The organism is Burkholderia sp. S-53 (genome assembly GCF_025560745.1).
In the GTDB taxonomy this organism is placed as follows: domain Bacteria; phylum Pseudomonadota; class Gammaproteobacteria; order Burkholderiales; family Burkholderiaceae; genus Burkholderia; species Burkholderia pyrrocinia.
The window spans coordinates 496,821-510,146 of the sequence record NZ_CP090483.1 but is presented as its reverse complement, the minus strand read 5'-3'; the positions used below and the strand labels follow the sequence as shown (position 1 = coordinate 510,146).

Genomic DNA, 13,326 nt, shown 5'->3' with positions numbered 1-13,326 from the left:
GCGTTCGCCCGCTGCTTGTTACGCAAGCGCGCCCAGTTCGCGCAATCGCGCCTCGGTCTCCGCCGCGCTCGTATGATGAATGCCGTGCCAGCCGAGCGCCGTCGCGGCCGCGGCGTTCTTCGCGTTGTCATCGATGAACACGAGCTCGTGCGGCGCAATGCCCGGCAGGTGCGGGTCGATCCGCGCATGCATCTCGCGGTAGATCGCCGGATCGGGTTTCACGAGCTTCACGCGCCCCGACACGACGATGTCCTTGAAGCGCCGCAGCACCGGGAAGTTGTCCCACGCATACGGAAACGTCTGCGCGGACCAGTTCGTCAGCCCGAACAGCGGCATCCCCTGCGCATCGAGCCGGTCGACGAGCGCGGCGCCTTCGTCCAGCACGCCGCCGATCATCTCGTGCCAGCGTGCGTAGAACGCGCGGATCAGCGCCTCGTGCTCCGGAAACTTCGCGACGAGCTCGGTCGTGCCTTCGTCGATCGTCTGACCGCCGTCCTGGCGAATCACCCAGTCCATCGCGCAGACATGCGTGAGGAACCAGCGACGCTCGGCGTCGTCGGGAATCAGTTGCCGGTAAAGGTAGTCGGGGCTCCAGTCGATCAGCACGCCGCCGAAATCGAACACCACGGCCTTGATCGTCATGCGAACTCCGTCGCCAGCACGTCGGCAAGCGGACGCGGCGTCACCGCGTTGCCCGACAGCGAATTGCTTTGCCAGATGAAGTGGTGATGCGCGACGATCTGCGCGGCCGACAGGTGCGCGCGCTCGTTCGTCGTATGCAGGTCGGACACGACGGTCGTCCGGTAGCCGAGCAGCGCCGCGCGGCGCGCGGCCGAATCGACGCAGAACTCGGTCGCATAACCGCAGATCAGCACCGAACGGATGCCGTGGCGGTCGAGCTGCGCCGCGAGCGGCGTGTCGTGGAACGAGTCGCTCACCTGCTTGCGCACGCGCCAGTCGTCGCTTTCGACGACCAGCCCCGCATGCAGCTCCCAGCCCGCCGTGCCGGGCACGATGTCGTCGTCCGCATCGCCGTCGTGCTGCACGAAGCACACGGGCGCGTTCGCCGCGCGCGCCGCCGCCGTCAACCGGTTGATGCCCGACACGACGTCGTCGAGCCGGTACGCGGGCTGCGCCCGCTCCACCAGCCCGCGCTGCATGTCGACCACGATCACTGCGGTATCCGCCATTTGTTGCCCTCGCCGTTGTGGTTCGGCCGTCGTCCGGCCGTTTTCGCACGTCGCGTCAGATCGGCTGCGTGCGCGCGTCGAGCCACGCCTTCGCAGCGCCGCCCAGATGCCGGCCGACGCGCTCGCGCACCGTCGCGTGATACGTGTTCAGCCACGCGCGCTCTTCGTCATGCAGCATCGCGATCAGCACGCAGCGCGTGTCGATCGGGCACAGCGTCAGCGTCTCGAACGCAAGGAAATCGCCGAACTCGGTCTTGCCGGCCGCGCGGTTCACGACCAGGTTCTCGATCCGGATGCCCCACTGGCCGGGCCGGTATACACCCGGTTCGATCGACGTGATCATCCCCTCTTCCATCGCGGTGTGCGGCTCGGCCGGCGCGTAGTGCGAGATGACCTGCGGGCCTTCGTGCACGTTCAGGAAGTAGCCGACGCCATGCCCCGTGCCGTGGCCGTAGTCGAGCCCGGCCGCCCACATCGGCGCACGCGCGATCGCGTCGAGCATCGGCGAGCGGATGCCGCGCGGGAAGCGAGCGCGCGACAGCGCCATCATCGATTTCAGCACGATCGTGAAATCGCGCCGCTGCAGGTCGCTGACGGTGCCGACCGGCACGACGCGCGTGACGTCGGTCGTGCCCGTCACGTACTGGCCCCCCGAATCGATCAGCAGCAACCCGTTGCCGGCGATCGTCGCGTGCGACTCGGGCGTCGCGTGGTAATGCGGCATCGCGCCGTTCGCGTTGAAGCCGGCGATCGTCGCGAAACTCGGCGACACATAGCCGGGGCGCCGTGCGCGCGCGGCCGTGAGCTGCTCCTCGATCGTCAGTTCGGTGATCGTCTCGCGATTCACCGCCTGCTCGAACCATGCGAAGAATTCCGCGAGCGCGGCGCCGTCGTGCTCCATCGTCACGCGCACGTGCTCGATCTCGGCGGACGTCTTGCGCGACTTCGCGAACGTCGACGGATTCACGGCCTCGACGAGCTTCACGCCGGCCGGCACGGCCTCGAGCGTGCCGAACGTCACGCGGCGCGGGTCGACCAGCAGCGTCGCGCCGTCGGGCAGCGCCGCGAGCGACGCACGTGCGGCATCGTAGGCACGGACGTCGACGCCGTCCTGCGCGAGCGACGCGGCCAGCGCCGGCGACACCTTGCCGTCGGCGACGAACAGCGTCGCACGATCGGCGCCGATCATTGCGTGCGCAACGAACACGGGATTGAAGTTGACGTCGGCGCCGCGCAGGTTGAACAGCCAGGCCAGATCGTCGAGCGTCGACACGAAATGCCACTGCGCGCCCTGCGCGTGCATCGCGCGGCGCACTTCGGCCAGCTTGCTCGCGCGCGTCGTGTCGGCCTGCGGCGCCGCGTGCTCGAACACCGCGTCGCCAGGCAGCCCCGGCCGCTCGGGCCAGATCGCGTCGAGCAGGTCGAGATCGGTGCGCAGCGCGATGCCGCGCGCGCTCAGCGCGGCCGTCAGCCCGCGCGCGGCCGCGACGCCGAGCACGGCACCGTCGACACCGACCGTCGTGCCCGCCGCCACGTTCTGCGCGAGCCAGTCGACGTGCGGCGCGCTCTGCTGCCCGCCCGTCATCTTCATCAACTGCACGCCCGTGCCGGCCAGTTCGGCATCGGCCTGCACCCAGTAGCGGCTGTCGACCCACAGCCCCGCGAAATCCGCAGTCACGACCAGCGTGCCGACCGAGCCCGTGAAGCCGGACAGCCAGCGGCGGGCCTGCCAGCGCTCGGGCAGGTATTCGGACAGATGGGGATCGGCGGACGGCACGAGATAGGCGGCCAGGTCCTCGCGGGCCATGGCGCCGCGCAGCAGCGCGAGGCGGGCCGGCACCGACGAGACTTCGGGAAGACGGGCATTCATGATTTCACCTGAGAGCATTCAGCGACGGGCCGACAGCGCGACCGTCACGGCTACGGCAAGGAACGCGACGCCGGTGCAGACCGGCCATTCGAGCGTCTCGCCATCGTAAAACAGTCCAGAGAGATTGCCGGCCATGCGGGCGGCAGCCGCGCCCACGATGCCGACGAGCACCGCGATCCACCAGGCCGGCCGGCCCGTGCGCCGCATCGGGTGCAGCCATCGGCCGAACAGCCCGACGGCCGCTCCCAGGACAAGGATTCCAAACCAGTTCATTCGACGCCTTCTATAAATTCGGATTCGTCCCATAGGCGTGAACGTTGCCAGCGGCTAGCATCGATTCATCCATCGAACCCGAGACCAGCCGGGTGCCGCGAACATTCGAGTGTAGGGGCCGACTCGACGTTATGGCAAGCGTGCACCGGCTGCCGTATTGAAGAAACTCTCATGCGAATCGCTCTGATCGATCCGGAGGCGCGCCATGCCGCACTCCTGAACCGCCTGCTCTTTGCGGGCGGTCATGTGTGCCACGCGTTTTCGTCCAGCACGGCGTTCTTCGAATGGCTCGCCACCGACACCTGCGACATGCTGATCACCGGCAACTGGGCCGGCGACCAGCCGGCCGAGGAGGTCATACCGCGCGCGCAGACGATCCTGCCCGGGCTGCCGGCCATCGCCGTGATGCAGTTGCCGCGCGAAAGCGAAATCGTATCGTGCCTGCACGCGGGCGCCGACGATTGCCTCGTGCGCCCCGTGAGCGGGCCCGAGCTGCTCGCGCGCGTCAATGCGCTGAGCCGGCGCGCGGGCGTGCGGCGGCCGCCGACCCGCTCGCGCGAAAAGTATGGCGAATACGCGTTCGACGCCACGCACGGCCTGGTGCGTTTCGGCAGCGCAATCGTTTCACTCACGCCCAAGGAGTTCCGCTTCGCGCAGTTGCTGTTCGCGAACCTGTCGCGCCCCGTATCGCGCGCCCATATCCTCGAAACGGTGTGGGCACGCCGCCGCGACACGAAGTCGCGCACGCTCGACACGCACGCGTCCCGGCTGCGCAGCAAATTGCAACTGCTTCCGGAGCGTGGCTACCGGCTGCTGCCGCTCTACGGCTACGGTTATCAGCTCGATCGCGTGCCGATCGAGCCCCCAAATTCCCGGCCCCGCCACGCCGATGCCCGGTATGCGGCGAGTGAGGAAATCGCTGAAACGCTATAATATGGGGCTAAACGATAGCCCTCGATATGCAACTCCTCACGATCGGAATCAATCACCACACTGCGCCTGTCGCCTTGCGCGAACGCGTGGCGTTTCCGCTCGAGCAGATCAAGCCGGCTCTCGTCACGTTCAAGGATGTGTTTCTCGGGCCCCAGGCGCCCAATACGCCCGAAGCGGCGATCCTTTCCACCTGCAACCGCACCGAACTGTATTGCGCGACCGATGATCGCGCGGCGCGTGAAGGCGCGGTGCGCTGGCTGTCGGAGTATCACGGGATTCCGGTCGACGAGCTCGCGCCGCACGTGTATGCGCTGCCGCAGTCGGAAGCGGTCCGTCACGCATTCCGCGTCGCGTCCGGCCTCGATTCGATGGTGCTCGGCGAAACGCAGATTCTGGGCCAGATGAAGGACGCCGTGCGCACTGCGACGGAAGCCGGCGCGCTCGGCACCTATCTGAACCAGTTGTTCCAGCGCACGTTCGCGGTGGCGAAGGAAGTCCGCGGCACGACCGAGATCGGCACGCAGTCGGTGTCGATGGCTGCCGCCGCGGTTCGCCTCGCACAACGGATCTTCGAGAAGGTGTCCGACCAGCGCGTGCTGTTCATCGGCGCCGGCGAGATGATCGAGCTGTGCGCGACGCACTTCGCCGCGCAAGGCCCGCGCGAACTCGTCGTCGCGAACCGCACGGCCGAACGCGGCCAGCGGCTCGCCGAACGCTTCAACGGCCGCGCGATACCGCTCGCGGACCTGCCGGCCCGCATGCAGGAATTCGACATCATCGTGTCGTGCACGGCGTCGACGCTGCCGATCATCGGCCTCGGCGCGGTCGAGCGTGCGGTGAAGGCGCGCCGCCACCGGCCGATCTTCATGGTCGACCTCGCCGTGCCGCGCGACATCGAGCCGGAAGTCGGCAAGCTGAAGGACGTGTTCCTCTACACCGTCGACGATCTCGGCGCGATCGTGCGCGAAGGCAATGCATCGCGCCAGGCCGCGGTCGCGCAGGCGGAGGCGATCATCGAGACGCGCGTGCAGAATTTCATGCAATGGCTCGACACGCGCAGCGTCGTGCCGGTGATCCGTCACATGCATACGCAGGCCGACGCGCTGCGCCGTGCCGAAGTCGACAAGGCGCAGAAGCTGCTCGCGCGCGGCGACGATCCGGCCGCGGTACTCGAAGCGCTGTCGCAGGCGCTGACCAACAAGCTGATCCACGGCCCGACGAGCGCGCTCAACCGCGTGAACGGCGCCGATCGCGATTCGCTGATCGACCTGATGCGCGGCTTCTACCAGCACGCACCGCGCTCGAACGACCAGTCCGGCCACTAGCGCCGGCCAGTCGCCCTGCCGCCGGCCGCGAGCCGGCCTATCCTTTCCGAATACCCCTTGCCCGGGAGCGCCGCTCCACACCATGAAAACGAGCATGCAACGCAAGCTCGACCAGCTGTCCACACGGCTGGCCGAACTGAACGACCTGCTGAGCCGCGAAAACGTCACGGCCGATCTCGACCAGTACCGCAAGCTGACGCGCGAACATGCGGAACTCGGCCCGGTCGTCGAACAGTACGCGCTGTGGCGCCAGTCGCGCAGCGACGAAACGGCCGCGCAGGAGTTGCTCGCCGATCCGTCGATGCGCGATTTCGCCGAGGACGAGATCCGCAGCGCGCGCGAGGGCATGGCCCGCCTCGAGGTCGAGCTGCAGAAGATGCTGCTGCCGAAGGATCCGAACGACGATCGCAACATCTTCCTCGAAATCCGCGCGGGCACGGGCGGCGACGAATCGGCCCTGTTCGCGGGCGACCTGCTGCGCATGTACCTGCGCTTCGCGGAACGCCAGCGCTGGCAGGTCGAGATGATGTCGGAGAGCGCGTCGGATCTCGGCGGCTACAAGGAAGTAATCGTGCGAATCGCGGGCCAGGGCGCGTATTCGCGCCTGAAGTTCGAATCGGGCGGCCATCGCGTGCAGCGCGTGCCGGCGACCGAGACGCAGGGGCGCATCCATACGTCCGCGTGCACGGTCGCGGTGATGCCGGAAGCCGACGAGATCGGCGAGGTCGAGATCAATCCGGCCGACCTGCGGATCGACACGTTCCGCGCATCCGGCGCGGGCGGCCAGCACATCAACAAGACCGATTCGGCGGTGCGCGTCACGCACATCCCGACCGGGATCGTCGTCGAGTGCCAGGACGACCGTTCGCAGCACAAGAACAAGGATCGCGCGCTGAAGGTGCTCGCCGCACGCATCAAGGACAAGCAGTATCACGAGCAGCACGCAAAGGAAGCCGCGACGCGCAAGAGCCTGATCGGCTCCGGCGACCGCTCGGAGCGGATCCGCACGTACAACTTCCCGCAAGGCCGGATGACCGACCACCGGATCAACCTGACGCTGTACCGGCTCGAAGCGATCATGGACGGCGATCTCGACGAACTGATCGGCGTGCTCGTCACCGAGCACCAGGCCGAACTGCTCGCGTCGCTCGGCGACGCCGACTGAGGCCGCGATGCCCGACACCACCGCCGACGAACTGCTGCGCGCGTCGCCGCTCGACGCGGTCGATGCGCGCGTGCTGCTCGCGCACGCGCTCGGCTGGACCCGCACGCAACTGATCACGCGCGGCGACGCACCGCTCGACGCTGCCGCGGTCGAACGCTATCGCGCGCTCGAAGCGCGCCGCATGGCCGGCGAGCCCGTCGCGCAGCTCGTCGGGATGCGCGAATTCTTCGGCCGGCCGTTCGACGTGACGCCCGACGTGCTGATCCCTCGCCCCGAAACCGAACTGCTCGTCGAAGCCGCACTCGATGCGATCGACGGGCTGCCGCATCCGGCCGTGCTCGATCTCGGCACCGGCAGCGGAGCGATCGCCGTGTCGATCGCGGCCGAGCGCCCCGACGCACGTCTGTGGGCGCTCGACCGTTCGCCGGCCGCGCTCGCGGTCGCGCAACGCAACGCGGACAAGCTGCTCGACGCGCACCGCCCCGGCGGCCCGCTGCACTGGCTGCAGAGCGACTGGTACGCGGCGCTCGATCCGGCGCTCGCATTCGACACGATCGTCAGCAACCCGCCGTACATCGCGCAGCACGATCCGCATCTCGCGCAGGGCGACCTGCGTTTCGAGCCGCGCGGCGCACTCACCGACGACGCCGACGGCCTCAGCGCGATCCGCACGATCGTCGCGGGCGCCGGCGCCTACCTGAAACCGGGCGGCACGCTCTGGATCGAGCACGGTTACGACCAGGCCGAGGCCGTCCGGGCGGTGCTGTCGTCGCACGGCTTCATCGCAGTCGAATCGCTCGCCGATCTGGCTGCGATCGAACGCACGACCGGCGGCCGCCTGCCGGGCTGATGCCCGGCCCGCCCGGTTGAAATCCGCTATCATTTCGATCTAACGCCCCGCAAACGCAAGGTCAGTCATGGACACCCAACAACGTATCAAGCAAATCGTCGACGAAAACCAGGTCGTGCTCTTCATGAAGGGCAACGCGCAATTCCCGATGTGCGGCTTCTCGGGCCGCGCCGTGCAGGTGCTGAAGGCCTGCGGCGTCGACCAGTTCAAGACGGTCAACGTGCTGGAAGACGACGAAATCCGCCAGGGCATCAAGGAATTCTCGAACTGGCCGACCATCCCGCAGCTCTACTTCAAGGGCGAATTCATCGGCGGCTCGGACATCATGATGGAGATGTACCAGTCGGGCGAACTGCAGCAACTGTTTGCCGCCGCTTAACGCGCCCGACCCGCGCCCCTTTCGATGGCATCTCCCAGCGCGCCGCCACGCCGGCTGATCGTCGCGATCACCGGCGCCACCGGCGCGATCTACGGCGTGCGGCTGCTCGACCTGCTGCGCGCCGCCGGCGGCGTCGAAACGCACCTGCTGATTTCGAACGCCGGCTGGCTCAACATCCAGCATGAGCTGAAGCTGCCGAAGGCCGATGTCGAAAGCCGTGCGGACGTCGTGCATTCGGTGCGCGACGTCGGCGCGACGATCGCGTCGGGCTCGTTCGCGACCGACGGGATGGTGATCGCGCCATGCTCGATGAAGACACTCGCGAGCGTCGCGCACGGGCTGTCCGACAACCTGATCACGCGCGCGGCCGACGTCACGCTGAAGGAACGACGCCGTCTCGTGCTGATGGTGCGCGAAACGCCGTTCAACCTCGCGCATCTGCGCAACATGACCGCCGTGACCGAAATGGGCGGCATCGTCTTTCCGCCGTTGCCCGCGTTCTACGCGATGCCGAAGACGATCGAGGAACTCGTCGACCAGACCGTCACGCGCGTGCTCGACCTGTTCGCGCTCAGCGCGCCGCTGACGACGCCGTGGGCCGGCATCCGGCACGCGCAGTAAGCCGACCGCCGCGACTCCGTTCTCCGCGCATCTTCGCCGATTCCGCCGGCAATTCATCCGATTTCGCGCGTACTGCTGCCAATCCGCATCAGCACGCATTGCATCGCGCCGATTATCAACAAACAAGCATCAATCAAATTCCCCGACGCGGATTTATCAATACCCGGTGCGCGCCTATAGTCACAGGCAAACCCTTTTGCAGGCCACCACCATGAACCGCTTGCCTTCGCTGTACCTGTCCCACGGCGCCCCGACGCTGCCGATCGACCCGACGCTGCCGTCCGGTGCGTTCACGCACCTCGGTGCCGAATTGCCGCGCCCGCGTGCGGTTCTGATGCTGTCCGCGCACTGGGGCACGCAACAACCGGTCGCGAGCATCGCCGCACACCCGGAAACGATCCACGACTTCTACGGCTTTCCGCGCGCGCTGTATGAGATCCGCTATCCGGCACCCGGCGCCCCCGACGTCGCCGAGCGTGCAGCCGCGTTGCTGAACGCGGCCGGCATCGCGACCGCGACGACCGAGCACGGGCTCGACCACGGCGCATGGGTGCCGATGCTGCTGATGTTCCCGGAGGCCGACGTGCCGGTCGCGCAGTTGTCGATCCAGCCGCGCGCGGATGCGGCCCATCACTTCGCGCTCGGCCGCGCGCTGCGGCCGCTGCGCGACGAAGGCGTGATGGTGATCGGCTCGGGCCAGATCACGCACAACCTGCGTGCCGCCGATTTCGGCGCGGCGCCCGAGGATGCGGACCCGCGCGTCGCGGAATTCACCGACTGGTTCGAGGCGAAGCTCGCCGCACGCGACGTCGACGCGCTGCTCGACTACCGCCGGCAGGCGCCGCATGCGGCGCTGATGCACCCGACCGACGAGCATCTGCTGCCGGTGTTCGCCGCGCTCGGCGCGGCGGACGACGATTACCAGCTCGGCATCCAGTCGCTCGGCACCTACCAGCGCGTGCTCGCGATGACGAACTACGTGTTCGCGAGCGCGGCCGCCTGAATTCCGCGAGGCGACCGGCGACGACAAACAAAAAGCCCGCCTGAGCATTGCTCAGGCGGGCTTTTTTCGCTGCTTCCTGCCGCCGCCGAATCCGGCGGCAGGTCAGGCGTCAGGCACCGACGCCTTCGAGAATCTCGTCGTGCGACTCGCGCTCGTCGAGATACTGGGTCCGGTAGCCGGAATTCGCGCCCCAGAAGTAGAACACCAGCGCGATGGCAGCGACGATCAGCATGTCCCAGCCGTAAGGCAGGATGCCATGACCGCCGAACTCCTTGCTGCCGATCAGCGACAGCACGGCCATCGTCGGCAGGTAGGCGACGAGCCACCATGCGGCCTTCAGGTCGGCACCCCAGCCGCCCCAGCCGGCCTTGGCCTGGAAGAAGAAGTACACCGGCAGCGCGACAATCATCAGCAGGATGATTTCGCCGGTCAGCGGCCACTTCGCCCAGTACAGGATCAGCGATGCGCAGACGAACGCGAACGGCGCAATCAGCTTCATGCCCGGGATCGACAGCGGCCGCTCGATGTCGGTCGCCGCGCGGCGCAGTGCCATCAAGCTGATCGGGCCGGTCAGGTACGAGATCACCGTCGCAACCGAGATCACTGCCGCGAGCGAGCTCCAGCCGCGGAAGAAGAACAGGAAGATGAACGACACGAGCAGGTTGAACCACATCGCCTGGCGCGGCACGCCGTAGAGCGGGTGCACGTTGCCGAACATCTTCGGCATCGTGTTGTTGCGCTCCATCGCGTAGATCATGCGGGTCGTCGTCGCCATGTAGGTCGTGCCGGTGCCGCTCGGGCTGATGAACGCGTCGACGTACAGCAGGATCGCGAGCCAGTTCAGGTTCAGCGCGATCGCGAGTTCCGCGAACGGCGACGAGAAGTTGAAGTGCGACCAGCCCTTCGCAACGTCAGCCGGATTCACCGAGCCGATGTAGGCCACCTGCAGCAGCACGTAGATCACGAGCGCGAGCAGGATCGACGTGATCACCGCGAACGGCACGCTGCGCGACGGATTGCGCGCTTCACCCGCGAGGTTGACCGGGCTCTGGAAACCGTTGAACGCAAACACGATGCCGCTCGTCGCGACCGCGGTCAGCACCGCCGACCAGCCGTACGGCGCGAAGCTCGCGTTCGTCGCCGTGCCGAGGTTCTCGGCGTGGAAGCTCGAGAACATCAGGCCGGCGATCGTGAGGCCGGGGATCAGGAACTTGAAGATCGTGATCGCGGTGTTCGCACGCGCGAAGGCCTTCACACCCCAGTAGTTCAGCAAGAAATAGATGACGACCAGCACGGCCGACAGCAGCAGCCCGGGTGTCGTCAACTCGCCGTTCACGAACAGCGCGTGCGCCCACGGATACGGCCACGTGCTCATGTACTGGATCGACGCTTCGGCCTCGATCGGGATCACGGAAACGATCGCGATCCAGTTGGCCCATGCGCTGATGAAGCCCACCAGCGAACCGTGCGAGTAGCGCGCGTAGCGCACCATGCCGCCCGACTCGGGGAACATCGCGCCCAGTTCGGCATACGTCAGTGCAATCGCCAGAATCACGACCGCGCCGATGATCCATGCGCAAATCGCCGCCGGACCGGCGATCTTCGCGGCCTTCCAGGCGCCGAACAGCCAGCCCGAACCGATAATCGAACCCAGTCCCGTCAGCATCAATGCAAACGGGCCGATGTTCCGTTGAATAGAACTCTTCACATCCTCTCCTGTGTCTCAAAAAGCATGGTCGGCCTGCGGTCCGGGATCGGCTCGGACAGCACCGCGCACGCATTCTTGGGGGGACGAGTTATCCGATCGGGGCAACCCGTCCGCGCGGCGCGTAGTTTAACGGTTGCACCTCAAACGTGCCGCCAAAATCGTTCGGCCCCTACAAAAAATTCGCATCGCTTGCAAGCTTTGTAAACCTGATCTACGCAATAACCCTGAGACCATGGAAATACGGTTGACCACGCGGATGATTAGCCGTATAAAGGACTTCGCAGGATTTCAAGTGGCGAGTGAATTGGTTCTTTCGTAGTTCGCCCATCAACGGTACTCCGGTTGGTCCTATTACCCCTTCCTTGATTTTCCGCACCCCATGGGCTTCGGCCCCGTTTTATCTTTTTAGGAACAAGTAACATGGCAACCGGTACCGTCAAGTGGTTCAATGACGCAAAGGGCTTCGGCTTCATCACCCCGGAAGGCGGCGGCGACGATCTGTTCGCGCACTTCTCGGAAATCCGCGTCGAAGGCTTCAAGACGCTGCAAGAAAACCAGAAGGTTGAATTCGAAGTGAAGACGGGCCCGAAGGGTCTGCAAGCTGCGAACATCCGTCCGGTCTAAGCTTGGCGCGATAATTCGTGAAAAAAAGCCCCGCTTTGGCGGGGCTTTTTGTTTTTCTGCGCCAGTCCGGCACGGCGGCCATGCAGCCGCCCGCCGTTCAGCCGAAGAGGCGCTGCGCGTGAATGCCGAGCCCTGTCGCGACACTCGCGAGGCGGTCGCCGAACACCGGCTGCGCATCCGGGAACGCGCCGGCGAGCGCGCCCGACAGGAATGCAAGCCCCGTCGAGCCGCCGGTGAAATACAGTGCGCCGACGTCGCGCGACGCGACACCCGCGAGCCGCACCGTCTCGCGCGCGGCGTCGACGATGCGCGCGGTGTCGTCGCGACTCGCATCGACGAGACGATCCGAATCGAACGCGATCAGCAGGTCCTCTTCCACGTCGTTCAGGTCGATCATCGTCTCCCCACCCGCCGCGACGCCGATCTTCGCTTCTTCCGCGCGCGCCATCAGCGCATGCCCGAGCCGCTGCTCGACCACGCTCGTGAGCCGGTCGTACTGCTGCACATCCTGGTACAGATGCTTCATCAGCTTCAGCTCGCCGAGCCGCTTCGGCGTGTAGACCGTGTTGATCAGGTGCCAGGTCGCGAGATCGAAGTAGATCTTGTTCGGCAGTTCGCGCCCTTCGGGGTCGAGCGAACGGTAGCCGAATGCGGGCAGGATCGTCGCCAGCTCGACGCGCCGGTCGTAGTCGGTGCCCGCGACGTGCACGCCGTGGTGGGCCAGCACATCGTCCTTGCGCTCGAGCCGCGCCATCCGCTCGGGCCCGACGCGCACCAGCGAGAAGTCGGACGTACCGCCGCCGATGTCGGCGACGAGCACGAGGCGCTCGGCCTGCTGGCGCGATTCGTAGTCGAACGCGGCGGCGATCGGTTCGTACTGGAAGTGAACGTCCGCGAAGCCGACCGACCGCGCAGCCGCCTCGAGCTGGTCCTGCGCAAGGCGGTCGGCACGCGGATCGTCATCGACGAAGAACACGGGCCGGCCGAGCACCGCCCGGCCGATCGGCGCGCCCGCGCGCGCTTCAGCCTTGCGCTTCAGGTGCGTCAGGAAGCGCGCGATGATTTCGGTGTACGCGATCGCGCTGCCGTCGCCGAGATCGGTCGTCGTTTCCGCGAGCGGCGAGCCGAGGATGCTCTTCATCGAACGCATCAGCCGGCCGTCGAAACCGTCGATATAGGAGGCCAGCGCCGCACGGCCGTACTCGACCGTCTCCTCGTCGTTGTTGAAGAAGATCGCGGTGGGCAGCGTCAGGTGGTCGCCCTCGACGGGCGCGAGGCGCATGCCGTCGCCGTCGGGCAGCGCCACGGCGGAATTGGACGTGCCGAAATCGATCGCGCAGTAAGTCATGGGAAGGTGCCGCAGCAGGGCCGGCGCGAAAACGGAA

Annotated in this window: 14 protein-coding genes; 8 read left to right on the top strand and 6 right to left on the bottom strand. The window is 66.7% G+C overall.

What is annotated here, in order from left to right:
• Positions 1 to 18 precede the first annotated feature (18 nt).
• The 4 genes from LXM88_RS07405 to LXM88_RS07390 are packed head-to-tail and all read right to left on the bottom strand — an operon-like array spanning position 19 to position 3,333.
• Complete coding sequence (locus LXM88_RS07405; RefSeq protein WP_262540630.1) at positions 19 to 642, bottom strand: HAD family hydrolase; 624 nt, start codon at positions 640 to 642, stop codon at positions 19 to 21.
• A complete protein-coding gene (locus LXM88_RS07400; protein ID WP_262540628.1) occupies positions 639 to 1,190 on the bottom strand; it encodes a cysteine hydrolase family protein in 552 nt (183 codons plus the stop codon). Before LXM88_RS07400 ends, LXM88_RS07405 begins: the two co-directional genes overlap by 4 nt.
• A 55-nt stretch (positions 1,191 to 1,245) precedes the next feature.
• Entirely contained in the window at positions 1,246 to 3,060 is a 1,815-nt protein-coding gene (locus tag LXM88_RS07395) for an aminopeptidase P family protein (RefSeq protein ID WP_262540627.1), read from the bottom strand.
• 18 nt (positions 3,061 to 3,078) lie between these two features.
• Positions 3,079 to 3,333, bottom strand: a complete 255-nt coding sequence (locus LXM88_RS07390; RefSeq protein ID WP_034183709.1) for a hypothetical protein — start codon at positions 3,331 to 3,333, stop codon at positions 3,079 to 3,081.
• A 171-nt stretch (positions 3,334 to 3,504) separates the two neighbouring features.
• Here LXM88_RS07390 and LXM88_RS07385 point away from each other — a divergent pair, with 171 nt between their 5' ends.
• From LXM88_RS07385 to LXM88_RS07355, 7 genes are all read left to right on the top strand, one after another.
• Positions 3,505 to 4,266 carry a response regulator transcription factor gene (locus LXM88_RS07385; RefSeq protein ID WP_262540625.1) on the top strand — a complete coding sequence of 254 codons (762 nt, stop codon included), beginning with the start codon at positions 3,505 to 3,507 and terminating at the stop codon, positions 4,264 to 4,266.
• Positions 4,267 to 4,292: 26 nt separating this feature from the next.
• Positions 4,293 to 5,591: a glutamyl-tRNA reductase gene (gene hemA / locus LXM88_RS07380; RefSeq protein WP_262540624.1), complete on the top strand. Its 1,299-nt coding sequence runs from the start codon at positions 4,293 to 4,295 to the stop codon at positions 5,589 to 5,591.
• An 82-nt stretch (positions 5,592 to 5,673) separates the two neighbouring features.
• On the top strand, positions 5,674 to 6,756 hold the full coding sequence (prfA, locus tag LXM88_RS07375; protein WP_262540623.1) for a peptide chain release factor 1: 1,083 nt from the start codon (positions 5,674 to 5,676) through the stop codon (positions 6,754 to 6,756).
• 7 nt (positions 6,757 to 6,763) lie between these two features.
• Positions 6,764 to 7,606, top strand: coding sequence for a peptide chain release factor N(5)-glutamine methyltransferase (gene prmC / locus LXM88_RS07370; protein ID WP_262540621.1), 843 nt, complete (start codon positions 6,764 to 6,766; stop codon positions 7,604 to 7,606).
• A 67-nt stretch (positions 7,607 to 7,673) separates the two neighbouring features.
• Positions 7,674 to 7,985, top strand: a complete 312-nt coding sequence (grxD, locus tag LXM88_RS07365) for a Grx4 family monothiol glutaredoxin (protein WP_047899673.1) — start codon at positions 7,674 to 7,676, stop codon at positions 7,983 to 7,985.
• Between the two features lie 24 nt (positions 7,986 to 8,009).
• Positions 8,010 to 8,606: a UbiX family flavin prenyltransferase gene (locus LXM88_RS07360; RefSeq protein WP_034183704.1), complete on the top strand. Its 597-nt coding sequence runs from the start codon at positions 8,010 to 8,012 to the stop codon at positions 8,604 to 8,606.
• 211 nt (positions 8,607 to 8,817) lie between these two features.
• The gene (locus tag LXM88_RS07355) at positions 8,818 to 9,609 is read left to right on the top strand and encodes a DODA-type extradiol aromatic ring-opening family dioxygenase (RefSeq protein WP_262540619.1); all 792 of its coding nucleotides are present in this window, start codon (positions 8,818 to 8,820) and stop codon (positions 9,607 to 9,609) included.
• 109 nt (positions 9,610 to 9,718) lie between these two features.
• On the opposite strand, the gene LXM88_RS07350 is transcribed toward LXM88_RS07355, so the two are convergent.
• Positions 9,719 to 11,317: an APC family permease gene (locus LXM88_RS07350; RefSeq protein ID WP_262540617.1), complete on the bottom strand. Its 1,599-nt coding sequence runs from the start codon at positions 11,315 to 11,317 to the stop codon at positions 9,719 to 9,721.
• A 420-nt stretch (positions 11,318 to 11,737) separates the two neighbouring features.
• On the opposite strand from LXM88_RS07350, the gene LXM88_RS07345 reads away from it, so the two are divergent.
• On the top strand, positions 11,738 to 11,941 hold the full coding sequence (locus LXM88_RS07345) for a cold-shock protein (RefSeq protein ID WP_006477070.1): 204 nt from the start codon (positions 11,738 to 11,740) through the stop codon (positions 11,939 to 11,941).
• Between the two features lie 97 nt (positions 11,942 to 12,038).
• Here the strand turns inward: LXM88_RS07345 and LXM88_RS07340 are convergent, their stop codons facing one another.
• Positions 12,039 to 13,289: an Hsp70 family protein gene (locus tag LXM88_RS07340; RefSeq protein WP_262540610.1), complete on the bottom strand. Its 1,251-nt coding sequence runs from the start codon at positions 13,287 to 13,289 to the stop codon at positions 12,039 to 12,041.
• Between the last annotated feature and the right edge of the window lie 37 nt (positions 13,290 to 13,326).

Excerpts from the sequence above, each read along its gene's own strand:
- LXM88_RS07405 (WP_262540630.1), bottom strand. The coding sequence starts at position 642 with ATGACGATCAAGGCCGTGGTGTTCGATTTCGGCGGCGTGCTGATCGAC.
- LXM88_RS07400 (WP_262540628.1), bottom strand. The coding sequence starts at position 1,190 with ATGGCGGATACCGCAGTGATCGTGGTCGACATGCAGCGCGGGCTGGTG.
- LXM88_RS07395 (WP_262540627.1), bottom strand. The coding sequence starts at position 3,060 with ATGAATGCCCGTCTTCCCGAAGTCTCGTCGGTGCCGGCCCGCCTCGCG.
- LXM88_RS07390 (WP_034183709.1), bottom strand. The coding sequence starts at position 3,333 with ATGAACTGGTTTGGAATCCTTGTCCTGGGAGCGGCCGTCGGGCTGTTC.
- LXM88_RS07385 (WP_262540625.1), top strand. The coding sequence starts at position 3,505 with ATGCGAATCGCTCTGATCGATCCGGAGGCGCGCCATGCCGCACTCCTG.
- hemA (WP_262540624.1), top strand. The coding sequence starts at position 4,293 with ATGCAACTCCTCACGATCGGAATCAATCACCACACTGCGCCTGTCGCC.
- prfA (WP_262540623.1), top strand. The coding sequence starts at position 5,674 with ATGAAAACGAGCATGCAACGCAAGCTCGACCAGCTGTCCACACGGCTG.
- prmC (WP_262540621.1), top strand. The coding sequence starts at position 6,764 with ATGCCCGACACCACCGCCGACGAACTGCTGCGCGCGTCGCCGCTCGAC.
- grxD (WP_047899673.1), top strand. The coding sequence starts at position 7,674 with ATGGACACCCAACAACGTATCAAGCAAATCGTCGACGAAAACCAGGTC.
- LXM88_RS07360 (WP_034183704.1), top strand. The coding sequence starts at position 8,010 with ATGGCATCTCCCAGCGCGCCGCCACGCCGGCTGATCGTCGCGATCACC.
- LXM88_RS07355 (WP_262540619.1), top strand. The coding sequence starts at position 8,818 with ATGAACCGCTTGCCTTCGCTGTACCTGTCCCACGGCGCCCCGACGCTG.
- LXM88_RS07345 (WP_006477070.1), top strand. The coding sequence starts at position 11,738 with ATGGCAACCGGTACCGTCAAGTGGTTCAATGACGCAAAGGGCTTCGGC.
- LXM88_RS07340 (WP_262540610.1), bottom strand. The coding sequence starts at position 13,289 with ATGACTTACTGCGCGATCGATTTCGGCACGTCCAATTCCGCCGTGGCG.